The sequence below is a fragment of the Candidatus Poriferisodalis sp. genome, assembly GCF_965203655.1.
GTDB lineage: Bacteria > Actinomycetota > Acidimicrobiia > Acidimicrobiales > Poriferisodalaceae > Poriferisodalis.
Genome location: NZ_CBDBDD010000004.1, coordinates 248,471 through 273,313, shown reverse-complemented (window position 1 = coordinate 273,313; position 24,843 = coordinate 248,471). Strand labels below are relative to the sequence as shown.

Here is a 24,843-nt window from a genome sequence, read left to right as displayed (position 1 = left end):
CGCCAGCCGTTCACACGAAAGTGGCGGCGACCTCGTCGTTGAGGTCGTTGATCATGTCGTCCCACAGCCGGGGCAGCCCTCTGAGCGATTCCCAGAAGGCCTGATCACGGCGAGCCTCGAAGTCCTCCAGCGGGACGCCCTGCTGCTCGACCCAGGTGTAGTAGCCGAGATTGAAGATCCGGTCGCGGCCCCGGTCCGACAGCACCTCGATGTGGGGCGCATCGTCGCTGTCGGCCTCAGGCGCGAGGTGGCGCTCGATGATGCTGCGTGCCGCCCCAGCGTCGAAGCTGCCTCCATGGCGTTCTGCGAGATGGCGTTCCCGCTCGGAGAAGTACATCTCGAAGCCGTCAGTCGCCACGGTCATGACCACGTCGTCGGGACCGAGGCCCAGCTCGTTGGCGGCGCGGGCAGCGGCGAGCGAGTTGCAGATCGACGAGTAGCCGAAATGCCCGAGGTCGTCGAGCACCCACGACGCTGCGCCGAGGTGTTCGCGCAGCGCGTCACGGCCCGCCTCGGTGTTGAACACGAGCCCGAGACCGTCAGTCGCCCGGTCACTGACGCCGACGATGACATCGGTGTTCATGACGTTGTGGATGAGCGGGATGTGCTTGTCGCCGATGCCCTGGATGTTGTGCTCGCCGTAGCCGTTGTAGAGCATGGTCGGGCATTCCAGTGCCTCGACGGCAACGATCTGGGCGTCGTGGGCGTCCTTGAGCCGGTCGCCGGCGCCGAGCGTGCCGGCCGAGCCGCTCGCGGCCACGAACGCAGCCAGATTCAGCTCGCTGTCCCCGACTGATTGCTGTTGCAGGTGCTCGAAGACCGCCAGCAGCGCTGCGCCGGTGACCTCGTAGTGGCCGATGTGGTTCGAGAACTCGCTGAACTGGTTCAGGATGAAGTTCCCCGGATCCTGTTCCAGCTCTGCGCAGGCGTCGTAGATCTCCTTGACGTTGCTTTCCGAGCCGGGAGTGCGGATCACGTCTGCGGGATCGGCCACCCAGCGCGCCAGCCATTCGAAGCGCTCGCGGCTCATGTTCTCGGGCAGCACTGCCACACCGCGGCACGCCATGATCCGGCTGATGGCCACGCCGCCGCGGGCGTAGTTGCCGGTGGACGGCCACACTGCCCGATGCCGGGTCGGGTCGAACTGGCCCGAGACCACGCGCGGCGCCAAGCAGGAGTAGGCAGCCAGCACCTTGTGTGCACCGATCATCGGGAAGCGATTCCCGAAGAGCACCACGACCTTTGCTGGCGTGCCGGTCAGCTCGCTCGGCAGCACGACATGCTCGGGGACATCGGTCCACCCGCCGGTGCCGTCGTTGAACCAGTGCACCCGGAAGAGATTCAGCGGATCGGCGAAATCGTGGTCGACGTCGGCGAGAGCGGTATCCACGTCGGGGTCGATGAGCGTCGGATCGGCAAGCTCGGCGAAGGTCGGCAGCCGGATGCCCTGCTCGCGGAATCGCTCCACCACATGTGCCCGGCCACCCGGATCGGTGACGTCGGTGGCGAGCTGGGCCGTGTAGCTGGCGGGAAATGCCTCGGCGGCGCCGGAAGCCTGCTGTGACGACGTGTGGTTGGCCATACCGAACCGAGGCTATGTTCCGCGGACGACGCCTTGATGCGCGCGGCGGCGACGCCGACCAAGGCGATCGGGAGGACGTGAACCGATGACCACTGCACCCAATGCGCTGTACCTGCAGGACGCTCACACCATCACCGAGGCGATGGGCTTCACCCAGTACGCCGAGGAGCGCGGCTTCGAAGCCGTCTGGCAGGCCGACTCACGGCTCGTGCGCGAGGCCAGCGTGCCGATGGCGGCGTTCGCCGCGACAACCTCTCGCATCAAGGTGGGCGCAGGCGTCATCGACATCTGGTCCCGCAACCCGGCTCGCCTGGCCTCGATGTTCTCCACGCTCGACGACCTGGCACCGGGTCGCATCATCTGCGGGTTGGGAGCCTGGTGGGACCCGCTGGCGGCGAAGGTCGGCATCAGCCGTGCCCGGCCGCTGGGCGCGATGCGCGAGGTCACCACCGTGGTGCGGGCGTTGCTGGCCAACGAGAACGTCACGTTCCACGGCGATCACGTTCACCTCGACGACGTCGAGCTTGACTACGTGTACCAAGAGCGGCGGCCGAAGGACGTGCCGATCTACATCGGTGCCACGGGCATGAAGATGATGGAGCTGACCGGCGAGATCGCCGACGGCGTCGTGCTCAACTATCTGGTCTCGCCCGATTACAACAGCCGGGCGATGGACGCACTGGAGCGGGGCGCAGCTTCGGCGGGACGCAGCGTCGACGACCTAGACCGGCCCCAGCTCGTGGTGTGCTCAGTGCATGAAGACCGGGCCACGGCGCTCGACATGGCCCGCAACATGGTCACCCAGTACCTGGGCCAGCAGCCGCACATCATGAAGGCGTCGGGCGTGCCCGATTCCCTGCTCGAAGAGGTCGGCAAGGTGCTCACCTGGCCTGCCACCGCCGAACAGGTCGAGGCCGCATCACGCCTGGTGCCCGACGACATCGTGCAGATGCTCACTGCCTCAGGCACGCCCGCAGAGGCCCGTGAAGCGGTCGAGGGCTACCTCGCCACCGGTGCCACCTGCCCGATCCTGTACCCGCTGGGCGACGTACACGCCATGATCGACGCATTCGCTGCCTGAGAACCGCCTTGTAGGTCTTAACAACATATTTCAGTAAATTCAGTTGATTTCATTCTGCCCATCTGTTGATGTGGCCGCATGACATCTCCAACACGGGACCTACACGCGCTGCGCACGGCCGGAGCCGGATCGTGACGGCGGACTACGCGTCGCTGCTCGCGGCAGGCATTCCCAAGCCGATCTTCTACACCTCATCGGCGTTCTTCCTCATCGTGTACACGCTGTGCCACGTTCGGAATGTGCAGCGCCTGCGGAGGCTGGCCCGGGAGACCGAGGCCAAACTGCGGCGCCTCGAACAGCGCATGGACGACTACGAACGAAGGGTCGACGCCGAGATGGCGCAGATGCGCGCCGAACTCGATGCATACGGCGCGTGGAGCGATGCCAACGACCGCTTCTTTCACCACGGCCTCGTGGCGGTCTCTCACCTGATCGGCGCGAGAGCATTGCCCGCGCGCCGCGCATGCGCCACCGTGCGAGCAGCCTCCCACGAACGACGCGTGACCAAGGCGACGTGGCGCCCGCTTGCTCGAGATCATTCGATGATCTGGGCGCAACGCCGCTCCTGTACGTGATTGCGCCAGCGCGTACTGTTGGCACATGGCTGAGCTTGCGCGTTTCAACCTGGACACACCGGACGACGAGATCGTCGAAGTCGTGCGCATCGACGGCGGCGCCATCATCGAGGACGCCATCGATGTCGACCTGCTGAACCGGCTCGAGGCCGAGCTGCGGCCGTGGATCGACCGCACCCCGGGCGGGCTCGACAACTTCTCCGGCCACAACACGACCCGCACGGGTGCGCTGGTCGCCCGTTCGCAGGCGTGCCGGGAATTGGTCATGCACCCGAAGGTCATCGACATGGCCAACCGGTTCCTCAGCCCCTACACCAACAAGATCCAGCTGCACCTGACCCAGGTCATCAACATCAAGCCCGGCCAAGGCACTCAGCCGCTGCACCGCGACCGGCTGGCGTGGGGCGGCTACATCCCTGCAGAGATCGACCCGCAGTTCAACACGATGTGGGCCCTCAGCGACTTCACGCCGGAGAACGGCGGCACCCGAATCGTGCCGGGTAGCCCCGGATGGGACGACGAGCGCAGGGCCACCGATGACGAGAAGACCCAGGCTGCGATGGGCGCCGGCTCGGTACTGCTGTACTCGGGCTCGGTAATCCACGGCGGGGGCGAGAATCGCTCCGATGCCGACCGCACCGGCATCAATATCACCTACACGCTCGGCTGGCTGCGCACCGAGGAGAACCAATTCCTGTCGTGCCCGCCCGAGGTCGCCAAGGAGCTCGATCCCGATCTGGCAGACCTGATGGGCTACTCGATGGGCAACTACGCGCTCGGCTACTACTCGGACCCCGAGGGCATGCCCGGACCGGTGGATCTGCTCACGCCCGAGATGGTGCTCGGCCGCAAGCCTGGCTCGAAGCACTCCAATTCGGGCTTGCTGGTTCCAGCAGAGTGAGCGAATCGCTCAGAGCACGCCGCGATCAAGCACTCGGCGCTGGCGCGCAGCTCTTCTACACCGAGCCCCTGCACATCGTGCGGGGAGACGGCGTCGAACTGTTCGATGCCGACGGCCGTCGCTATATCGACATGTACAACAACGTGCCCTGCGTGGGCCACGGCAACGCCCGGGTCGCCGAGGCGATGGCCGCCCAGCAGGCCACGCTGAACGTGCACAGTCGGTACCTGCACGAGGGCATCGTCAGCTTCGCCGAGCGTCTCGTGGCACTGCATCACGACGGCATCGAGAGCGCGGTCATCAGCTGCACAGGCACCGAGGCCGTCGAAGTGGCCATGAACATTGCCCGCATCGCGACCGGGCGCCGGGGCGTCATCGCCACCGACGCCACCTACCACGGCAACACCGAGGCGGTCATCGCGCTGCGGCAGGCGGCGTCGCAGCCCGACGAGCATCCCGACGTGGCAACCTTCCCGTTTCCCCAGCGGTTGCGGCCGATCCGGGACGGACTCGATGAGCAGGCGCTGGCCGACGCCTACCTCGACGAGCTGACGGCTGCCATCGGGCGACTGGAGTCCTCCGGCGCCGGCGTGGCCGGCATCATCCTGTGCTCGATCCAGGCCAACGAAGGCCTGCCGGACATCCCCGGCAAGTTCATGGCGCAGGCCGCACAGCTGGTGCGCGAGGCAGGAGGCCTCGTGATTGCCGACGAGGTGCAAGCCGGCTACTGCCGCACGGGCCGCTGGTGGGGCTATGAAGTCACCGGCTTCGAGCCGGACATCGCGGTGATGGGCAAACCCATGGGCAACGGGCTGCCACTGGCGGCCACCGTCGCCAGCAAGCAGCTAGTGGATCGATTCCGGGCCGCCACCCGCTACTTCAACACCTATGGCGCGAGCCCGCTCCAAGCCGCAGTCGGTCACGCCGTCATCGACGAGATCGAGGATCGGGAGCTGGCCGCCAGCGTCACCGAACTCGGTTACGGACTCAAGCAAGCGCTGGTCGAACGGGCTGAGCACTGCGAGTGGATGGCCGATGTCCGCGGCCACGGGCTGTTCCTCGGCGTGGAGATGGTGTCTGGAGACGACCAGGCGCCCGATAGGGCACGAGCAGTCGATTTCACCGACCGGCTCAAGCACCACGGCATCCTCGCTTCGCACGCCGGCGCCTTCGCCAACGTTCTCAAGGTCCGTCCGCCGCTCGTGCTGCAGCAGTCCCACGCAGAGGAGTTCCTGTCGGCCTTCGACGCGGTGCTGCACGAGCTCGATGGCTGACGGGGCGGGTGCCCCGTACGAGACACCCGCTCGCACAGCCCTGCAGCAGTTCGGCATCGGATCGGCACGCTTGCAGCTCATCGGCATCAGCGAGAACGTCACATTCCGAGCAGACGACGACCGCTCGGGTCAGTCCTACGTGCTGCGACTGCATCGACCCGATTACCACACTCTCGAAGAACTCAACTCCGAGCGCGTATGGCTCGAAGCACTTCGCAGCAGCGGCATCTCGGTGCCGACCCCGGTTGCGGCGCCCGACGGACGTCACTTCGTTGCGGTCAAGATCGCCGAAGACGAGACACGGCAGGTCGGCCTGAATCTCTGGGCGCCCGGCGAGATCGTCGGTGAGCTGCTCACAGCGCACGACAAGAGCCCCGATGCAACCGGACCGACCGAGATCGCCGAGCCATTCGCGCAGCTCGGCGGACTGATGGCTGCGATGCACAACCAGGCGGCTGGCTGGACGCCGCCGCCGTCATTCCGGCGCCATCGCTTGGATCTGGACGGATTGCTCGGCGATGCGCCCTTCTGGGGGCCGTTCTGGGAGAGTCCGGTACTCGATGAGCGCGAACGGGAACTGCTGATCACGGCTCGCGACCACTGCCGCGAGCGGCTCCGCCGCTACGGGGAACCACGCCAGACCTTCAGCATGATCCATGCCGATCTGCACCTGGCGAACCTGCTCACCCACCACGGGAAGCTGAGCGTGATCGACTTCGACGACGCCGGCTTCGGGTGGCACCAGTACGACATCGCAGTGGCAATGTTCCACTCGCGCGATACAGCAGACTTCCGTGCGGCGCGGCGGGCGTTCCTGCACAGCTACCGGACTGTGCGACCGATCAGCGATGACGACCTGGCGCTGGTGCCGATGTTCGAGCTCATCCGCGGCATGGCAATCCTCGGATGGCGGGCCGAGCGGCCCGAGGTTCCCTGGCCCGACGGCCAGATCGAGATGTTCCGCAGCGGCGTGGTCGCCGGTTGCGAACGCCTGCTCGACGGGGGCTAGCGTCGGCGGTTGCTGCGGGGGCGGGCCGGAGGCAGGAGGGGTGCCGTGTGGGAGATCACTGAGCCCGACCTCGCACCGATCGCCCTGGGGGCTGCGGTGCTGGGCACCGGCGGTGGTGGAAACCCGTATCTCGGGCGGCTGCGGGTGCTGCAGGTGATGCGCAACGGCGGCCGGGTGCGGGTCATCGAGCCCGACGAGATCGCCGACGACGATCTGCTGGTGGCCGTCGGCGGCATGGGCTCGCCCATGGTGAGCCACGAGAAGCTGGCCGGGGGCGACGAGGAGACCGTGGCCGCCCGCGCGCTTGAAGGCCACCTCGGGCGGAAGTTCGATGCGATCGCTCCGTTCGAGATGGGCGGCAGCAACTCGATGGTGCCGATGGTGGTCGCCGCGGCGATGGACATACCCATCGTGAACGGCGACGGCATGGGCCGGGCCTTCCCTGAGCTGCAGATGATCACGTATCTCATCTACGGCGGCACTCCCTACCCCGCCGCCATTGCCGATGAGCGCGGCAACCAGGTGATCATCTCGGACGTGCTGGATGCCAAATGGCTCGAGCGCATCGCCCGGGCTGCGACGGTCGAGATGGGCGCGCACACTGGGCTGGCGTCCGCGGTGATGGACGGTGCCTACTGCCGCCGCTCGATCATCCCCCACACGCTGCGGCTCGCGAGCGAAATCGGCCATGCGGTGCACCGAGCCCGTGACGTCAAGGAAGATCCCAGCGAGGCGATCCTTGGCGTCGCCGGCGGCATGCGGTACCTGCGCGGCAAGGTGACCGACGTGCACCGGCGCAACGCGGCAGGGTTTGCACGCGGCCAGATGACCGTGGCAGGCATCGGAGACGATGCCGGGCGCACCATCCGCATCGACTTCCAGAACGAGAACCTCGCCATCTACGAAAACGACGTGCCCCAGGTGATGGTGCCCGACCTCATCACGCTGGTCACCACCGACACCGGCGAGCCGATCACCACCGAGTTGCTGCGGTTCGGCGTGCGCGCCGACGTGCTGGTGCTGCCCGCGCCCGACCTGCTGCGCACCCCCGAAGCGCTGGCCGTCGTCGGCCCCCACGCCTTCGGCATCGACACCGAGTACCAGCCCGCCGTTTGAAGCTTCGCATCTGAACGCCGGCGAAGCCCTGGCGCCTTGTCGGGTGAGCGCCGGCGAAGCCTTGGCGCTCGCACAAGCAACTCAGACCAGCGGCAGCACTTCGCTCGCGGTGAGGTCGATGATCTCCGAGAGCCGGTCGGTCGCAAGGGGCGCCAGCGCTACCGAGTCGGCACCTCCAGCCAGCAACGCCCGGATCTTGGCGGCGCATTCTGCTGGGGTGCCTGCGACAGTCAGGTCGGCGACCCACTGGTCGGGCATGCCGTCTCGCACAGCGGCGTAACCGCCCTCGTCGATCAGCACCTGCAGCTCGTCGGAGATGCCGTACACGTCCGTCAGGGCGTTCGGCCCATGCTGGCGGTAGAAGGCCAGCGACGCCCGGGCCGAGTCCCGAGCCGCCTGGCCGTCTTCGTCCACGGCATACAGCGCGAACACCGTGATCGGGTGCGGGTCGGTGCGGCCCGCGAGCTCACGACCCTCGTTGATGCGCTCGGCGGCCCATTCCACGTAACGCAGGCTCGAGCACACCGACAGAATCGTGCCGTCGGCGATCTCGCCGCCCAGCCGCAGCATGTTCGGCCCCGACACGCCGAGACGGACCGGCATCGGCGGTCCCGTCTCGGGAAAAGTCAGCTTGACGCTGTCGAACTCGAACAGGCCGCCGTGGCGATCCAGCGTGTCGCCGCCGAGCAGCGCCTTGACCGCCGTCACGCACTCCCGCACCGCCTGCAGCGGCGAGCGGGGATGCAGACCCATCTGGCGGACCCACGCCGGCACACCCAGGCCGACGCCCGCGATCAGCCGCCCAGGCGTCGAGCGGCTCAGCGTGGCCAGCTCCATCGCCAGCACCGAAGGATGGCGCGCCACCGCCGACACCACGCCCAGGCCCACCGTGATCTCGCTCGTGGCCCCCAGCACCACCGAGGCACCGGAGATGCCGCCAGTGAAGAAGTAGTCCTCCGCCAACCAGATCTCGTCGAAGCCGCTCTCCTCGGCCTGCGTGGCAGCCCTTGCGATGTCCTCGGGGGCGATCGCGCTGCCCAGGATGAGGCCGATCTTGCCCTGCGTGCTCATGTGCCAGCCCTCCCGCTGGATGCGCCGTTGCGTGCGGCAAGGTCGCCGACCGCTTTCGCCCGGATCCGTATGGCATTCGACGGCAGGTAGGTGAGCGGGATCTCGTCGATGTCGGTGATCTCGACGGTGGCCGCGTCGGCGCCCGCGTCGATGGCACGCTGGGAGGTGACCGAACGGGCCTCGGCCATCGCCTCGTCGCGGGTCATGGATGCCATCGAGTACACCCGGTCGGTCTCGGCACCGACCTGGGCGATGGCTGCGCCGATGGCGCTGGCAACCGAGAAGTAGTCGGGCCGGATCGTCTCCGATGCTCCCGCCAGGCCGTCGCGCACCAGCACTCCCCCGCCGCCGACCACCACGACCGGCACAGGGTCGGCAGACGTCTTCATCTGCTCGACTGCGGTGGCCAGCATGTCCTGCATGCATTCGACCGCATCGCCCACCAGCCCAGCGTCCACGTCGCTGACCGGGCCCCGATCGCCGATGTCAGCCATGCCCGCAGCAGCGGCAATGTCCGTAGCGGTGAGCTCGCCGCCGCCGAACACCAGCGCCCGATCGGTGAGCTCGTAACCGACGCTGTCGGGCCCGACAGTCACGTCGCCGCCATCTCCGTCGGTGCTGTTGCCGGAGCGCACCAGACTCCCGCCGCCGAGTCCCAGCGAGAGGACGTCGGGCATCCGGAAGTTCGTGCGCACTCCCGCGACCGAGACCGCCGTCGAGGCCTCTCGGGGGAAGCCGTGCACCAGCACGCCCACATCAGACGTCGTGCCCCCCACGTCGATGACCACCCCGTCCCGGATACCGCTCAGGAATGCCGCTCCCCGCATTGAATTGGTGGGGCCTGATGCAAACGTGGCCACCGGGTAGCGGCGGGCGAAGTCGGCGCTCATCAACGTGCCGTCGTTCTGGCTGACGTGCAGCGGGCAGTCGAGGCCAAGCTCGACCAGCGCCCCGATCAGCCCGGACACGGTGCGCTCGGCGAGCGGTCGCAGGCACGCATTCACGACGGCCGCGTTCTCACGTTCGAGCAGCCCCAGCCGGCCGATCTCGCTGGACAGGCTGATGTCGAGTTCCGGTGCTTCGTCTGCCAATACGTCACGGGCCTCAGCCTCGAAGCTGGCGTCAACTGGTGAGAAGACCGAGGCCACCGCCACCGAGCCCACGCCCTTCGAGACGATGTCGTGTGCTGCAGCTCGCAGCTCGTCGTGATCGATGGGGCTGATCAGCCGACCGTCGAACTCGTGGCCGCCATGGCAGAGATAGACGTGGTCGCCGAGCACTGCCCGCAGGCGCTCGGGCCAGTCGATGAACGGCGGCAGTCCTCGCGTGGCGGGAAGCCCGAGTCGCACCACTGCGGTGGGCACGAGGCGGCGACCCTCCACCAGGGCGTTGGTGAAGTGCGTCGTGCCGATCATGACCGCACCGATCGCATCGGGCGACGCGCCGCAGTCGTCGAGCACCGCCCGGACAGCGGTCACGATGCCGTCAGTCACCTCAGGTGTCGTGACCGCCTTGGACCACCCCGCGACCTCGCTACCGGACATGGCGACCGCGTCGGTGTTGGTGCCGCCCACGTCCACGCCGATGCGCAACGTTCCAGGCGCCGCCGGCTGCGTTGAGCTCACGATGCCCGCTCCAGAGCCTCCAGCACCGCTTCGGGAGTGATCGGCAACGTGTCAAACGGCACGCCGATGGCATCGGAGACAGCATTGGCCACCGCAGCCGCCACCGGGACGATCGGGGGCTCGGCAGCGCCCTTCGCTCCGTAGGGCCCGGCAGCGTCGGCGTGTTCCATCACGATCATCTCCACCTTCGGGACATCTTCCGCCAGCGGCAAGCCGTGTGCTTTGAACGTGCGCAGGACGTAGCGACCGTGGTCCAGATCGACACGCTCGCTCAACGCGAAGCCCAAGCCCTGGGCGACTCCGCCCTGGATCTGTCCGGCGATGGCGTCGGGGTGTATGGCCCGGCCCACCTCCTGGCACACCACGTACCGGTCGACGGTGACCCTGCCGGTGACCGGGTCGACGCTCACCTCGGCCTGGTGCAGGTGGTAGGTGGGCGTCGGCCATCCCTTGATCAGCATGCCGGTGGCGCACATGGGATCGTGCGGCGGCGTCGGGGTGACATAGGAAGCCCCCGCCGTGATTGGCCCGTCGGACCAGGTGGCCGCTTGTGCGACCGCACCAAGCGTCAGGCTGGCAGCGGGCACGCCCGCAACCGTCACGACGCCGCCGGCGATCACTAGATCCTCGGGAGCCGCTTCCAGCATCTGGCTTGCCCGGTCCAGCACTTGGCTGCGAACGTCGGCTGAAGCGTCGGCGATGGCCCGGCCGACAACGTGGGTGGTCCGACTGCCCTGCGAACCGGCGTCGTACCCCGTGGCGTCTGTGTCGGGCATGGTGATCGTCACAGCGTCAGCAGCAAGACCGAGCGCCTCGGCGGCGATCTGGCGCAGGCCAGTGGCCACTGCGCCCGAGCCGTTCTCGGTCGCCGAGGTGATCACCGTGGCAGTGCCGTCCTCGTTCAGCTTGACGGTCGCGTGACCGGGCATCGGATTCGTCAGCCAGATCGCTGCTGCCTGTCCCGTGCCGCGCAGCACATCTGTGCCAGCCCCAACCGGCTGCGAACTGCGTCCGGCGGCGTCCCGCTGTCTCTGATTGCGCGACACGATGTCGCGCCAGGGCGCCAGCTCGTCCACCCGATCGAATGCTTCCCGCAGGATCGACGCCTCCACGAGCGGCTGGCCGTTGCGCATCAGATCGCCGTCGCGAGCCAACGATTCCAGCCGGAACTCCCGGCGGTCACGGCCGAGCGCGTCGGCGATCGCGTCCATGTGCCGCTCGTTGGCGAACACCAGCCACGGTCCGTTGACGCCCCGGTAGGCACCGGTCGGCGCCGTGTTCGTGTACACGTTGCGTGTCCGGATACGCGCCGTGCCGACCCGGTAGATCGACCCGAAAACGAACATGGGAATCGACGACAGCGCCGGGCCGTTGTTGGCGTAAGCACCGCTGTCGGACACGATCTCCACATCGGTTGCCAGAATGGTGCCGTCGTGCCGCACCGCCGAACGCACCGCCACGATCGCGTTGGCGCGGCACGGCGCCACCAGGCGTTCTTCGAGTGCAGTGTGCTGCATGCGCACGGGGCGTCGAAAACGGCGGGCCAGCAGCGCGGCGAACGCTTCGAGGCTCACGTCGAGCTTTGCCCCGAATCCCCCGCCTATGTGATGGCCGACCACTCGCACCGCGGACGGTGCGACACCCAAGATCTGGGCGACACGGTCACGTAGGCGGAACGGGTACTGGTGGGATACCTCGATGGTGTAGCGGCCCGATTCGTAGGTGGCGAGCGCCATCTTGGGCTCTAGGTGCGCCTGGTACTGCCGGGGCGTGCGGTAGGTGCCCTCCACCACGATGTCGGCCGCGGTGAATGCCTCATCGAGGTCGCCTGGATCGTGCACGACTTCCGCGACCACGTTGCCGTCACGCCCGATGTCGGCACCGCCCGCGACGGCGAAGCGGTTCCAATCGGGATGCACCAGGCGCGCACCGGGGGCGAGGGCCTGCTCGGGCGTGGAGACGGGCTCGGCCGTCTCGATGTCGAGTGCCACAGCCCGAGCGCCGGCCTCGGCAGCCGCTCGGCTCTCGGCAACCACGATCGCAACCGGCTCGCCCTCGTAGGCCACATAATCCGCGGCCAGCACGGGGGTGTCCGACACGATCACACCGGTTCGCCAGTCCGGCACGTCCGCCGACGTCAGGACCTCGAGTACCCCCTTGATCCTGAGTGCGGGCGCTGGGTCGATCCCCCGGATCCGACCGGCTGCAACAGGCGATCGAGCAACCGCCGCCCACAGCATCCCGGTTCTTGACAGGTCAGCTCCGAAGATTGCCTGGCCGCGCAGCTTCGTGTCGGCATCGCTGCGATCGGGGCTGGTCCCCACGACGCTCATGGCTGCACCGCACGCGCAGCATCCAGTGCTGCTTCGACTATCTGCTGGTACCCGGTGCAGCGGCAGATGTTGCCTGCGAGCGCCCGGCGGATGTCAGTCTCGGTGGGTTCGGGAACGTCGTCCAGCAGGGCAGTGAGCACCATGAGCACGCCGGGCGTGCAGTAGCCGCACTGCACTGCCGCGTGGCGTACGAATGCCTGCTGCAGCGTCGTCAGCTCGGCCGCTCCGGCAAGCCCCTCGACAGTGCGGACGACCCGACCGCTCGTCGAGCCTGCCGCCAGGATGCATGACGCCACCGGTCCGCCGTCCACCAGCACGGTGCAGGCACCGCATTCGCCTTCCCAGCAGGCTTCCTTCGGCCCCGTGAACCCCAGCCGTTCCCGCAGGGTTCCCAGGAGCGTCTCGCCCGCATCCACGTCGAGCTGGTGTGCGCGGTCATTGACCACGAGCCGGATCGTCACGTCTCGCTCTGAAGGCGACACCGGCATCAGCCGCTCGCCCCTGGGATCTGCGCAGTGCATTGTCGGGCCAGCCGGCCGAACAGACCCCGCAGCACACGCCGGCGGTACTGCGCTTCGGGGGACACTGCAGGCCCCACAGCACGGGACAACTCCTCGCCGGCAGCACCGAACAGGTCGGTATCGCCGCTGAGCTGGCTGCCCAGCAGCACCGACTCCGCTACCGGCACCCTGTGTGCTGCGCGGGCTCCGCCGCACATCGCAATCCGTGCGCCGCTGATCACCCCGCTCGGCGTCACCGACAGCCGGAGCGCCAAGCCCACCATCGCAAGATCCATGGCACTGCGACGACTCACCTTCACGTACCCCTCGGCGCCGCGTTCGGGGAGCGGCTCCACCTCGACGGCCCGCAGCAGTTCGGTCGGCCGCAGGGCCGTCGCGCCGGGGCCTTCGAGGAACTCCTCCAGCCCCATGCGTCGCCGGCCCGATTTCGACACCAGCATCAGATGCGCATCGGCGACGAGCAGGGCGGGCAGCGTGTCGGCTGTTGCCGCTGCTGAGCAGATGTTGCCGCCTAGCGTGGCCACGGTCTGGGTCTGCCACGCCCCGACCGACGCAGCCGCCTGCGCCAGCGCCGGGTGCCGCAACTGAACAAGCGAGGCCATCGCAAGCCGACGCAGGGTGACCAGCGCGCCGATGCTGGTGACACCGCCGACCTCGGAGATGCCCTGCAAGCCGTCGATCCCGCTGATGTCGATCAAGGCAGCCGGTGACAGCTCGCCACGCAGGTGCGCCGGCATCACGTCGGTTCCGCCTGCCAGGATCCGCCCCTCGGTGCCCCAGCGACTCAGCTCGTCAACCGCCTCGGCGACGCTGCGAACCCTGCAGAACTGCACCGCCGCACCTCCCGGCCTCGCCGCCTCGGGCGATGCTAGTGCTCGCCTCTCGGAGGTCTCTCCCGGGCGAAGGCACCGGAGCGTGGAGGGCAGATCACGGCGTCCAGGGTTCGCTGAGCGCTGCGTGCTGGTCGAGCAACGCAGGGATCTGGGACAACGGGCGACGCCCGAATCCGCACTCGGTGGCGAGGCCGAATCGGGACACATGCCGCGACGCGGTGGCAATGCGCTGGCGAGTTCCCTCTTCGCCGCCCGTCGCATGCACCAGCCCGAGGTACAGCTCGGTCTCGTCGGGAATCTCCACCGCTCCCAGCGCCTCGAAGTACGCGTCGTCGTCTCGCTGCCTCGGCACCGGCAGGTGGATCCAGTCGATGCGCCTGTTCACCTGCTCCAGCAGCGTCTGGGCCGCCCATGCCAAGTGTCCGGTGTCGCTCGGTTCGACGAAGTGCTGATGGCCGGCGTCGCCGTAGCACAGGTGGTAGCCCATTTCGACTTCGCCTGGCACCAGGTTGCCGAGGTGGACGATGTGCTGTGCGATGCCGTCGCGAGCCGCTGTGCCACCGCTGCCGGTGTCCTGGTAGGTCCACAGACCTTCGAGAATCCCGAACTCGATGCACACCTCCCACTGGATGGCCAGCCGATCGCTCGGGATGCCGTCGAGAATGCGCTGCAGCTGGGCTTCCATGGCAGCGGTCCACGCTTCGAGCACGGCCGGGCGGGAGTTCGGCGCGACATAGATGGTGACCACACTGAGCGGTGACGGCAGTCCCACCATGAAGCGCACGTTCTCAGGCAGCGTGCCAGCGCGCTGCGCCGCCTCGAATCGCTCCCACGAAGCGAGCGCTGCCTCGGCATACCCCAGATCGACGAGTTCGAGCGGCCCGGCACCGTCAATCACCTGGTGTTGGGGAATCTCGCGTCCCAGGTACGCCGAGTTCACCGAACGGGTCTCGAGCTGGGGGCACTGTGCCAGCTTGGGAAACTGCCAAGCGATCCAGGTGTCCCGTTCGCCGACTTCGCCGTCGGGCACGCGGCGCAGGTGGCTCGCGAGATGGTCGCGGACGAGCGCGAACAACTCGTCCGGTTCCGAAACTGGGGCGCTGCCCACCAAGTGAGCACCACGGACTTCGGCCATCAGATTCTCCCCTCCCAGGATCTCACGTGCCTCGCAGGCTCGAGTTGGTAGTTGCGTGCTTCGGGCGGCTACCCGTTGATGCGCTCCCGTGCTGCCCCGGGTGTTTCGGCCTCCTGCGACGCTGCGATGCCGGCCTCGCGGTCCAGCGGGAACGTCGTCATCCCGTCTGGGCCGGGCGGGGCCATCTCGGGCGGGAACATCGCGAAGCCCGATTCGTCTCGCGGCTTGCGCTCGAGGTTGAGGCCCCTCGTGTTCGCGCCCTTCGGCGGCTCGACCGGCGTGTCCTCGAGCACCTCGATATCCACCCACCACTTCTTGGTCGGGTTGATCTCGCCGCGGCCCAGCTTGTCGTCGAGCCGTGCAATCCAGGAGCGGGCGAACGGCAGCTTCATCGCCGCCCACTGGAACGGACGCTCCGCCAGCACTCCCTCGACGTTGTAGGGGCAGGTCTTCATGCAGCGCCCGCAGGCCGAGCCGCGCATGTTGGTGATGCGGTAGCGGGCGCAGCGGTCCACGTCGGGCTTCCACATCTCGTAGCCGTTGAACATCACCTTGTCGCCGAATCGGATGGCCCCCACAGGACACTCGCGGGCGCACTTGGTGCACTTGGTACAGAAGTCCTGCAGCCCGAAGTCGATCGGCCGGTCCGGCGTCAGCGGCATGTCGGTGGTGATGGCACCCGACTTGAAGCGAGGGCCCACGAAGGGGTTCAGCACCAGCTCGCCGATGCGCGACAGCTCCCCGATGCCCGCCGACAGCAGCAGCGGGATGTGGTTGATCTCGTCGTCGGCGGCGGTGTGTGCCTGCGCGTCGTAGCCGAGCCGGCGGATCTGCGCGGCAATCGCGTTGGCGATGATCGACGCCCGCAGGTAGGCGCGCATCGACTGCGCGCCGCTGATCCAGTCGTCGCCCGACGCGCCCTCCATGGTCTCGAAGCCCTGATCGAGCACGAACACGATGGCGTTGCGGTGCCTGGCTTCGATCGGCGAGCCGTCGGGACGGTGGGAATACCAGGCGTAGGCGGGCGCTTCGCACACGCCGGTCATGTCCGCGCCGATGAAGTGTCCCAGCGCCTTGACAGCGTCGGCATTCGTCCCGGCGTCGCCGACGCCAGGGCCGATCTCAGCGGCGGCCTCGCCCCGCTGCAGCGGAACCAGCCGACGCAGCATCTCCTGCGATGCGATGCCGTGGGGCGCCTTGCGGATGAAGCGGGCCACTTCGGTGCGCGGGCGCGGACCGAGGTCGCCGGCGCCGGCCCGCACGAAGAAGTTGTGGCGGGCCGCAGGTCGCGTGACCTCTTCGGGGATGACCAGCGTGGTCGGCTCGTCGACCCGCTTCACCTTCTCCATCGGGTAACGGCCCAGGTGCCACGGCCGGTGCCGCCCGTCCAGGCGGCTCCAACCCGGTCGGGTGCCGCCCCGACCCAGCCAGTGCTTGAGGGAGATGCGCAGGTTCTGCACGGCATTGCGCGGCGCGAGCGGGCCGTCGGGGGTGAGATCCAGATTCGTCGTCACCACTGCAATGGCGAACCCCCGCTTCAGGAAGGGATGCCCGAGCCCACGACGCCCTGCCTCGAGCACCCCGGCTTCGAGACCGACCCGGCAGCGGTCCACGTCGGAGACTGCTGCGGTGTGGGCGGTGGCCGCATATCCGAGCGTGCCCAGATAGCGGGTGAGCACGGTGGCGATCTCGGTGGCGCGCAGGTCGGCGTTGTCCTGTTCGGAACCGGCGATCCAGTCGTAGCCCGGCTCTCCGGGCCGGATGGGCCGTCCCAGGCCCACGACGATGGCGATGGCGCTGCGGTGCCCCTCGATCGGCTCTGCAGTCCAGCACTCCCGCGACGGCTCACAGATGCCCGCAAGGTCGGCGTCGAGGAAGAAGCAGTACCCGCGCATGTTGTCCACTGCGGCTTGTGCGCTCGGCATCGGCGCCGGCGCAGCCAGAACGTCCGCTGTCCGGCAGGCTGTGAAGACGTCGACGATGTCGCCGAAGACATGGGCGACGCCCCACTCGCCCGGTGAGGCCGGTGCGGGCGGCGGGCCGGGCAATTCCTTCCTCGCATCGAGCGTCCCGGGCGCGAGCCGGGGCAGCAGCTCGGTGGGCAGCGGACCCGCCGCTGCGGCTCGCTTGCGGTGTGAGAACAAGCGCATGCGGCTGCCTTACCTCGGTCAGGATTCCACTGGGTCAGGCGCGCCTGCGTCGTGCGGTGCTCAGTCGGCGGCGACCGGGGGCGTGGTCTCGCTCATCCGGTCCCACACCACCTGATCGGGCAGGCTCATCACCATGTCGTAGTGGTCTTCGGGCATCAGCCGCGGCATGCCGGTGTCCGAAGACGGCTGGGGCACTGATTCCGCGGGGCGGCTGTATTCCGCCGGGTACTTCAACTGCTCCAACTCGGAGGCCGAGATCCCGCACAGGTCCTGGACTTCAGGGTCCACCCACTGCTCGACGGGAATCGCCGACCCGCATGCCACTTCGAGGGCCAGCCCTTCCGGCCCGGCGAAATGGATCGACTGGATGAAACCGTGGTCGATCGGACCGAACACCTGCACGCCCCGGTCGCGGATGCGGTCCCTCAGCGCCATCAGGTCCTCGAAGGTGTCCACGTTGAAGGCCACGTGCTGCATGGTGCCTGCGGTCACCGGCTCGCCCGGCCCGCCGGCATGGGTGACGCCCAGCTCGATGTCCTTGGCGTTGTCCGGGTGCTGGACGAATGCCACGTAGCTGTCGGGCGCCAGCTCCACGAACCCGTGGTAGGTGCCGTCCACGCCGTGCATCCAGTAGAGCGCCTTCAGCGGCAGCCCTAGCACGTCGCACCAGAACCCCAGTTGGCCCTTCATGTCGCGGGTGGACAGGGCGAGATGGTTCACCCCGTTGGGATGCAATGCAGGCATTCGAGCGGCTCCCTCTTCGCTTGCGACTATATGCCTCGCCCAGCCCTCGCTTCGGCCCTGAGTGCGTTCAGAGACTTGGCGGTGCAGCCTTCACGACCCGGGTGAGGAGGCCTGCTCCGCGCCGGCAGCGAGCGACTCTTTGTGCCGTTCGTAGTTCCCCACCATCTCCAGGAACCGCTCGGGGTTGTAGATGTCCTCTTCGTAGCTCCACAGGCCATTGCCGGCGTACTTGAGGAGCGAGAAGTTGTACTCCCGATGGTCCGAACCGTCGCCGGGGTCGGCCATGCGGTTCCAGATCTGGCACACCACCCAGCCACGTTCCTCATCGATGATGTACCACTCGATGGGGAACTCGATCATCTCGGAGCCCGGCCACTCGCTCATCTGGGACTGGATCCACTCGTAGATCGCTTCCCGTCCAGTCATCGTGCCGAAGAAGTGCTCGACGTAGGTGGCATCCTCGGTGAAGCGGTTGGCCCAGTCGCGCCAGTCGCCAGTCTGGCCCGCCTTCTTGCTGGCCGCCTGATAGGTGGCAAGCGCTTCCTCGATCTCAGCTCGGCTCCATTGGCTCATGGTCGGTAGTCCTCAATTGTCGGGTTTCAGGTGCCGCAGAGTAGGCGCAGCAGCGCTCAGGAAGTTCAGTTCGAGAGCGGCGCCATCGCGTGCTCGGCGAAGAGATCGAATGAGCGGTCTACCTCGTAAGCGGACAGGTCGCCCCAGGCGAACACGCCGACGAAATAGTCCGTACCGGCTTCTTCGGCGAACTGCTCGCAGTGCTCACGCACGGTCTCGGGCGAACCCACGACCACGGCTTGGAAGTGCTTGGCCTTGTCGTAGTCACCGCCGAGGGTCGGGTCGTTGGGCGGGATCATCTCGTAGCGGCGGAACAGCCGGGTCAGGTGCTCAGTGAACGCGGCCCACGTCCTTCGCCCGATCTCGTCCGCCTCGGCGTCGGTGGGCGCCACGATCAGCCGGCGCAGCCCGCCGATCATGGGCTCATGGTGTCGGCCGATGCCCTCGTCGCCCAGGAGCTCGTGGTAGCGGGCAGTGCTCGCGGCCACGGCGGCGAGCGGCCCGGCGGCCATGGTGCGCACACCCATCTCGGCGGCCGTCTCAAGCTGGCCGGGACGCCACAACGGCGGGTAGGGCTTCTGGTACGGCTCGAATTCGATCGGCACGTCGCTGAAGCTGCAGTACCGCCCGTCGTAGCTGAAGTTGCCGCTGGTCTGCATGGCGGCGAGGATCAGGTCGAGCGACTCGTCTGTCTTCGCGATGGCCTCATCGGGGTCGAGGCCCCACAACAGGTGCTCGGGCACGCTGATGCCCTTTCCGAATCCGAACTCCAGCCGGCCCTCGGAGAGCTGGTCGAGCATGCACAGCTCTTCTGCCAGCCGGATCGGGTGGTAGAAGGGCAGCAGGTGCACCAGCGAGCAGATGCGGATGCTGCTTGTGCGCTCGATGGCGGCAGCCAGGAACACGTTGATGCTGGGGGCGGCGTCGAGCGGGATCAGGTGGTGCTCGGACTTGTGCCATCCCCACACGCCGGCTTGCTCGGCCCGCACCAGCAGGTCCAGGCGGTGCCGGTAGAGCTCGTGCCACGGCACATCGCCCGGCTGTTCGAGCTGGTCGAAGATGCCGAATCGCATGGGCAGCGAGAGTAGTGGTGAGACCTGATGCGCGGCCGAGGCGTCAGCCGGACCCGCTCGGACGACTCAGATGATGGCGCTCTCGACGAAAGGCTCGCCGTCGACGATGCGCTGGTAGCCCAGCGGCGTGAGGTCGAGCGTGCGGTACTCGCCGTAGGCAATCCACTCCGACACCGCCCGCCCGATGGCGGGCGACTGCTGCATGCCGTGACCCGAGAACCCGTTGGCGAAGATGAAGTTCCCGATCTGGTGGTGCGGGCCCACCACCACGTTGTGATCGAGCGTGTTGTAGGCGTAGTGGCCGGCCCACTGGCTGGTGACCTTGAGGCGCTCGAAAGCGGGCACGCGATGCGCGAGCACCGGCCACACCTTGTTCTCGAAAATATGGTGGTCCATGGCGAAGTCGTCGTAGTCGACGGCGGGGTCCACGTCGGGCGTGCAGCCGCACATGTAGGCGTCGCCGTCGCTGCGCATGTGGACACCGGTCGGGTCGATGGTCAGCGGCAGGGCCCGATCGAGCGGCTCGGCCGCATCGAAGATGAACGTGTACCGCTTGCGCGGCTCCACCGGCAGGGCGGCGCCTGCCATTCGGGCCACTTCGACGGCGCGCGGCCCGGCTGCGTTCACCAGAGTTCCGCATCGGACGGTCGTGCCTGACGCCAGCACTGCAGAGGTCACCTGTCCGGTCGCCGTGATGAGATCGACAACCTCATCGGTGACGTAGGTGACGCCGTTGTGGCGGGCCTTGCGGCGCCACCAATCGAACATCGTGCCCGAGTCGAAGTAACCCTCGTCGGTCAGGTTGTGGCTGCCGCAGATGATGTCTTCGACGTTGTAGAAGGGATAGTCGGCCTTGATCTCAGCCGGGCTCATGATGCGCGTGCCCGAACCGAGCTCAGCCTGGATGGCTTGGTTGCGGCGCAGCGTGTCGGCGAAGCGCTCATCGGCGGCGAGGTACATGTAGCCGAAGTGGTGGACGAAGATGTCGGGGATCTCGAGATCGCCGCCGAGACGTTCCCGGAAGTTGCGCACGAAGTCGGCGCTGAAGCGGGAGATCTGCACGTTCAGCGGGTTCGAGAACTGCTGGCGCATGCAGCTGTTGGTGTGGGTGGTGGATGCGTTCGCGTAGGTCGGATCGCGCTCCACCACCAGCACCGAGCCGTCGAAGCCGTCGCTGGCCGACAACGCCCATGCGATCGACGACCCCATGACGGCGCCGCCCACGATCACCACGTCATATGCATCGCGCACCGATCACCGTCCCGCCGTCAGCCCCAGCAAGGCGTGGGACCGCCCTTGTCCATGTCGAACGCCCAAGATGATGGCAGCCGCTGCTCCGGCTGCCCGGCGCTGGGAAGGGATGCGCACGGACAGCCGTGTGCTGTCGGGAACAATGGCTCGCGACAACGACGCTGGTTCACCGGGAGGTCTGGCATGAGACTGGAAGGCAAGGTGGCGTTGATCACCGGGGCCGGCAGCGGTATCGGGCGTGCCACGGCAGTGCGCTTCGCGGCGGCGGGAGCGCAGACCGTCGCTGTCGACATCGCCGACTCGGTCGACGACACCGTGGCCGAGGTGCTTGCAGCCGGCGGCGACGCCATTGCTGTGCGAGCCGATGTCGCGGTCGAGTCCGATGTCGCTGCCGCATTCGGCCGGGCCGAAGAGCACTACGGCGGGCTGGACGTGGCGTTCAACAACGCCGGCATCATGCTCGACGACGACACCGACGCTGTCGCGACCGGCGACGACACCATCGACCGCACCTTCGACGTCAACGTCAAGGGCGTGCTGTACGGCTGCAAGTACGCCGTGGAGGCGATGCGACGGCGCGGCGGGGGTTCCATCATCAACACCGCCTCGTTCGTGGCTTCGGTAGGCGCGGCCACACCGCAGATCGCCTACACCGCCTCCAAGGGCGCAGTGCTGGCGCTGACGCGTGAGCTGGCGGTCGTTCATGCCCGAGAGAACATCCGCGTCAACGCTCTCTCGCCCGGCCCGCTGCGCACCGAGATGCTGATGTCGTTTCTCGACACACCCGAGAAGCGCCAGCGACGCCTGGTGCACGTGCCGATGGGGCGCTTCGGCGAAGCAGACGAGATGGCGTCCGCAGCCCTGTTCCTCGCCTCCGATGACGCGTCCTACATGACGGGCGCCGATCTGCATGTCGACGGAGGTCTGACGGCTGCTTACGTCACACCCGAGTAGCACCGAGGCGCGCGGCGCTCGCATCGCAGCGAGCCGGCGGGATCGGCGAAAGTAGTGTCCGGGCGGAAGAGCGGCGGAACCATAGGCGCCGCACGGTCAACAGCTCGGGGGGCGGGATGCTTGGTCCGTATCGGGTGCTGGATCTGACTGACGAGCGCTGCTGGTTCGCCGGCAACCTGCTGGCCCAGCTCGGCGCCGACGTGGTGATGGCGGAACCGCCCGGCGGGTGGCCGCGCGGCTTCGCCCATGACGCCTACAACCGGGGCAAGCGCTCCCTGACAGCGGCCAGCGCCGATGAGATGGCCGCGTTGGCGGCAACGGCCGACATCGTGCTCCACAACGATGCGACGCCCTTCGACGTCGATCTGAACACATTGCGGGATGCGAATGAGCGGCTCATCACGGTGCACATCACCCCGTGGGGTGAAACCGGCCCGAAAGCCGACTGGAGCGCCACAGATCTCACCCTGTTCGCCTCCAGCGGCCAGCTGGCGGTGACCGGCGACAGCGACCGGCCTCCGGTGCGCATCAGCATTCCCCAGGCGTGGTTGCACGCCAGCGCGCAAGCAGCCGTCGCAGCCACCGTGGCCCTGGAGCATCGGGCCCGCACCGGTCGCGGCCAGCACGTCGACCTGTCGACGCAGCAGGCCGTCTGCGAGACGGCGCTGTCGGCCATTCTCTACGCGCCGGCCGGACTGGAGGAAGTGCAGCGGGAAGCGGGCGGGGTGCGCTTCGGCAATCTGATGCTTCGCACCATCTACCCCTGCAAGGACGGTTACATGATCGTCACCGTTGCCTTCGGTCCGATGATCGGGCCGATGGTGCAGCGGTTCCTGGCGTGGATGCACTCTGAGGGGTTCTGCGACGACGACATGCTGAACAAGGATTGGGTGAACTTCGCCCTGCTCTTGCAGAGCGGCGAGGAGAGTATCGGCGTCATCGAGCAGCTGATGGAGAACATCGCCGCCTTCTGCCTGACTAAGACGAAAGCCGAGATGATCGAACGCGGCCTGCAGGATTCGCTGCTGGTGTGCCCGGTCAACACTTTGGGTGATGTGCTCGACAGTCCGCAGCTCGCGGCTCGTGACTTCTGGGATGAGGTCGACGGCCTCCGGCATCCGGGGCGCTTCGTGCTCGCCGAGGGCACCCCGCTTACGCCGCTCGGCCCGGCGCCTGAGGCAGGTGCTCACACCGCGCAGGTAACTGACGAGTGGACCGGCGCCGAGTCGGAACTCTCACCGACCGAGGCGCTTCCTGATGGTGCCCCAGCGGATCGGCCTTTGGCCGGGCTCAAAGTCGCAGATCTGGCCTGGGTCGCGGCTGCCCCGCTCGCCACCAAGATCCTCGCCCATTGGGGCGCCACGGTGGTGCGGGTCGAGACCCAGAACCGACCGTGCCTGCTGCGGGGCGCGTTGGGCCATCGAGATGACGTACCCGATCAGGAGAACGCCATCGCATGGCACTCCACCAATGCAAACAAGAAGACGATCTCGCTCGACCTGTCCAAGCCCGAGGCCCGTGCAGTCGTGCGTGATCTGGCCGCCTGGGCCGATGTGGTCGTCGAGTCGTTCACGCCGGGCACGATGGCGGCCTGGGGCCTGGGGTACGAGGATCTCCGGGAGCTCAATCCGGATCTAGTGATGGTCTCGAGCTGCGTGATGGGCCAGACCGGGCCCTTCCGGGACTTCGCCGGATTCGGCAACATGGCCGCGTCCGTGGCCGGGTTCTTCGACATCACCGGTTGGGAGGATCGGGGGCCGGCTGGGCCGTACCTGGCCTACACCGACTACTGCTCGCCGCGGTTCACCGTGTGCGCACTGCTCGCGGCACTCGATCACCGCCGCCGCACGGGCGAGGGCCAGCATCTGGACTTCTCCCAAATGGAGGCAGCCGTGCACCTGCTGGCACCGGCGATCGCCGAGATGCAGGCCACCGGCGAGATGCGCAGCCGGCGGGGCAATGCCGATGACGAAATGGTGCCCCACGGCGTGTACCCGACGATGGGCGACGACGAGTGGATCGCCATCGCCGTGGAGGGCGACGAGCAATGGCGCTCGCTCGCGATTGAGATGCGCAGGGAGGATCTGGCCGATCTCGACAGCGCTGCCCGGCGAGAACGCCAGGCTGAGCTGGACGAGATCGTGACGGAGTTCACTGCCCGCCAGAACGGGCCGGGCCTCACGCATCGCCTGCAAGCGCACGGCATCGCCGCGCACCACGTGCAGAACTCCGGCGCCTGCCTCAACGACCCGCAGCTCGCCCATCGCGGTCACTTCCAGTGGGCACCGCACGGATACGCCCGCCGGACCGTCGTCGACGCCATCCCCTACACGCTCTCTGCCGCGCACAACGGCTTCAGTTGGGCGGGCCCCACCTACGGCGAGCACGCCATGGAGATCCTGGAGGACCTGCTGGGCTACGACGCCGACCGCATCGCAGAGCTGGCGGTGGCCGAGGCCCTCGAATGAGCAGCGATCCGCCGTCGCCGCGGCTCGAGCTGGCCGTCGGTGACATCACGGTCGAGCAGGTCGACGCAATCGTGAACGCGGCCAACGAGACACTGCTGGGAGGAGGCGGCGTCGACGGTGCCATCCACCGCGCCGCAGGGCCCGAGCTGCTCGAGCACTGCCGGACACTCGGCGGCTGCCCCACCGGTCAGGCCAAGGTCACGCCCGGCTTCAGGCTGGCTGCCCGCTGGGTCATACACACGGTCGGGCCGATCTGGCACGGCGGTGACCAAGGGGAGTCCGAACTGCTGGCGTCGTGCTACCGGCAATCGCTCGCCCTAGCCGACGAGGTCAACGCCCGCTCAGTCGCCTTTCCGGCAATCTCGACCGGCGTGTACGGCTACCCCATCGCGCCGGCCACACAGATCGCCGTCGACACGGTCCGCAGCACACCTACCACTGTCGAGCTGATCCGCTTCGTCTGTTTCAACGACGAGACGCTGAGCGCCTACCAGACGGTGCTGGCAGATTGACCGCGGAGTGGCATCGCATTCTGCGAGCATTCACAGACGACTGCCAGATTCCCGGACAAGAC

At 67.7% G+C, this 24,843-nt stretch carries 21 protein-coding genes; 9 read left to right on the top strand and 12 right to left on the bottom strand.

Annotated features, from left to right (window positions below):
• Positions 1-10: 10 nt before the first annotated feature.
• On the bottom strand, positions 11-1,582 hold the full coding sequence (locus tag ACOGW9_RS04020; RefSeq protein ID WP_419908618.1) for a pyridoxal-phosphate dependent enzyme: 1,572 nt from the start codon (positions 1,580-1,582) through the stop codon (positions 11-13).
• Positions 1,583-1,667: 85 nt separating this feature from the next.
• Between ACOGW9_RS04020 and ACOGW9_RS04015 the strand changes: the two genes are divergently transcribed.
• From ACOGW9_RS04015 to ACOGW9_RS03990, 6 genes are all read left to right on the top strand, one after another.
• Positions 1,668-2,663: an LLM class flavin-dependent oxidoreductase gene (locus ACOGW9_RS04015; protein WP_419908616.1), complete on the top strand. Its 996-nt coding sequence runs from the start codon at positions 1,668-1,670 to the stop codon at positions 2,661-2,663.
• Positions 2,664-2,794: 131 nt separating this feature from the next.
• A complete protein-coding gene (locus tag ACOGW9_RS04010) occupies positions 2,795-3,238 on the top strand; it encodes a hypothetical protein (RefSeq protein ID WP_419908614.1) in 444 nt (147 codons plus the stop codon).
• A gap of 25 nt (positions 3,239-3,263) precedes the next feature.
• The gene (locus ACOGW9_RS04005; protein WP_419908612.1) at positions 3,264-4,139 is read left to right on the top strand and encodes a phytanoyl-CoA dioxygenase family protein; all 876 of its coding nucleotides are present in this window, start codon (positions 3,264-3,266) and stop codon (positions 4,137-4,139) included.
• A complete protein-coding gene (locus ACOGW9_RS04000) occupies positions 4,136-5,413 on the top strand; it encodes an aspartate aminotransferase family protein (protein ID WP_419908610.1) in 1,278 nt (425 codons plus the stop codon). The genes ACOGW9_RS04005 and ACOGW9_RS04000 overlap by 4 nt, the downstream gene beginning before the upstream one ends.
• Complete coding sequence (locus tag ACOGW9_RS03995) at positions 5,406-6,422, top strand: phosphotransferase enzyme family protein (protein WP_419908608.1); 1,017 nt, start codon at positions 5,406-5,408, stop codon at positions 6,420-6,422. The genes ACOGW9_RS04000 and ACOGW9_RS03995 overlap by 8 nt, the downstream gene beginning before the upstream one ends.
• Before the next feature lie 45 nt (positions 6,423-6,467).
• Entirely contained in the window at positions 6,468-7,538 is a 1,071-nt protein-coding gene (locus tag ACOGW9_RS03990) for a DUF917 domain-containing protein (RefSeq protein ID WP_419908606.1), read from the top strand.
• 81 nt (positions 7,539-7,619) lie between these two features.
• Here ACOGW9_RS03990 and ACOGW9_RS03985 read toward each other — a convergent pair whose 3' ends face one another.
• The 11 genes from ACOGW9_RS03985 to ACOGW9_RS03935 form a co-directional block, all read right to left on the bottom strand.
• Positions 7,620-8,609: an LLM class flavin-dependent oxidoreductase gene (locus ACOGW9_RS03985; RefSeq protein WP_419908604.1), complete on the bottom strand. Its 990-nt coding sequence runs from the start codon at positions 8,607-8,609 to the stop codon at positions 7,620-7,622.
• A complete protein-coding gene (locus ACOGW9_RS03980) occupies positions 8,606-10,201 on the bottom strand; it encodes a hydantoinase/oxoprolinase N-terminal domain-containing protein (RefSeq protein WP_419908738.1) in 1,596 nt (531 codons plus the stop codon). Before ACOGW9_RS03980 ends, ACOGW9_RS03985 begins: the two co-directional genes overlap by 4 nt.
• Positions 10,202-10,230: 29 nt before the next feature.
• Positions 10,231-12,567 (bottom strand): xanthine dehydrogenase family protein molybdopterin-binding subunit, encoded by a 2,337-nt coding sequence (locus ACOGW9_RS03975; RefSeq protein ID WP_419908602.1) that lies wholly within the window; start codon positions 12,565-12,567, stop codon positions 10,231-10,233.
• Complete coding sequence (locus ACOGW9_RS03970; protein WP_419908600.1) at positions 12,564-13,055, bottom strand: (2Fe-2S)-binding protein; 492 nt, start codon at positions 13,053-13,055, stop codon at positions 12,564-12,566. Before ACOGW9_RS03970 ends, ACOGW9_RS03975 begins: the two co-directional genes overlap by 4 nt.
• Positions 13,055-13,921, bottom strand: coding sequence for an FAD binding domain-containing protein (locus ACOGW9_RS03965; protein ID WP_419908598.1), 867 nt, complete (start codon positions 13,919-13,921; stop codon positions 13,055-13,057). The genes ACOGW9_RS03970 and ACOGW9_RS03965 overlap by 1 nt, the downstream gene beginning before the upstream one ends.
• A 94-nt stretch (positions 13,922-14,015) precedes the next feature.
• Positions 14,016-15,056: a hypothetical protein gene (locus ACOGW9_RS03960; protein ID WP_419908596.1), complete on the bottom strand. Its 1,041-nt coding sequence runs from the start codon at positions 15,054-15,056 to the stop codon at positions 14,016-14,018.
• A gap of 68 nt (positions 15,057-15,124) precedes the next feature.
• Entirely contained in the window at positions 15,125-17,206 is a 2,082-nt protein-coding gene (locus ACOGW9_RS03955) for a 4Fe-4S dicluster domain-containing protein (protein ID WP_419908594.1), read from the bottom strand.
• A 60-nt stretch (positions 17,207-17,266) separates the two neighbouring features.
• Complete coding sequence (locus ACOGW9_RS03950; RefSeq protein WP_419908592.1) at positions 17,267-17,950, bottom strand: VOC family protein; 684 nt, start codon at positions 17,948-17,950, stop codon at positions 17,267-17,269.
• A gap of 90 nt (positions 17,951-18,040) precedes the next feature.
• The gene (locus tag ACOGW9_RS03945; protein ID WP_419908590.1) at positions 18,041-18,523 is read right to left on the bottom strand and encodes a nuclear transport factor 2 family protein; all 483 of its coding nucleotides are present in this window, start codon (positions 18,521-18,523) and stop codon (positions 18,041-18,043) included.
• 65 nt (positions 18,524-18,588) lie between these two features.
• Positions 18,589-19,596, bottom strand: coding sequence for an LLM class flavin-dependent oxidoreductase (locus ACOGW9_RS03940; RefSeq protein WP_419908588.1), 1,008 nt, complete (start codon positions 19,594-19,596; stop codon positions 18,589-18,591).
• Positions 19,597-19,662: 66 nt separating this feature from the next.
• Entirely contained in the window at positions 19,663-20,847 is a 1,185-nt protein-coding gene (locus ACOGW9_RS03935) for an NAD(P)/FAD-dependent oxidoreductase (protein WP_419908586.1), read from the bottom strand.
• A gap of 183 nt (positions 20,848-21,030) precedes the next feature.
• Here ACOGW9_RS03935 and ACOGW9_RS03930 point away from each other — a divergent pair, with 183 nt between their 5' ends.
• The 3 genes from ACOGW9_RS03930 (at position 21,031) to ACOGW9_RS03920 (ending at position 24,781) form a co-directional block, all read left to right on the top strand.
• Positions 21,031-21,801 (top strand): glucose 1-dehydrogenase, encoded by a 771-nt coding sequence (locus ACOGW9_RS03930; RefSeq protein WP_419908584.1) that lies wholly within the window; start codon positions 21,031-21,033, stop codon positions 21,799-21,801.
• A gap of 116 nt (positions 21,802-21,917) precedes the next feature.
• Positions 21,918-24,269, top strand: a complete 2,352-nt coding sequence (locus ACOGW9_RS03925) for a CoA transferase (RefSeq protein ID WP_419908582.1) — start codon at positions 21,918-21,920, stop codon at positions 24,267-24,269.
• A complete protein-coding gene (locus tag ACOGW9_RS03920; protein WP_419908580.1) occupies positions 24,266-24,781 on the top strand; it encodes an O-acetyl-ADP-ribose deacetylase in 516 nt (171 codons plus the stop codon). The genes ACOGW9_RS03925 and ACOGW9_RS03920 overlap by 4 nt, the downstream gene beginning before the upstream one ends.
• Positions 24,782-24,843 lie beyond the last annotated feature (62 nt).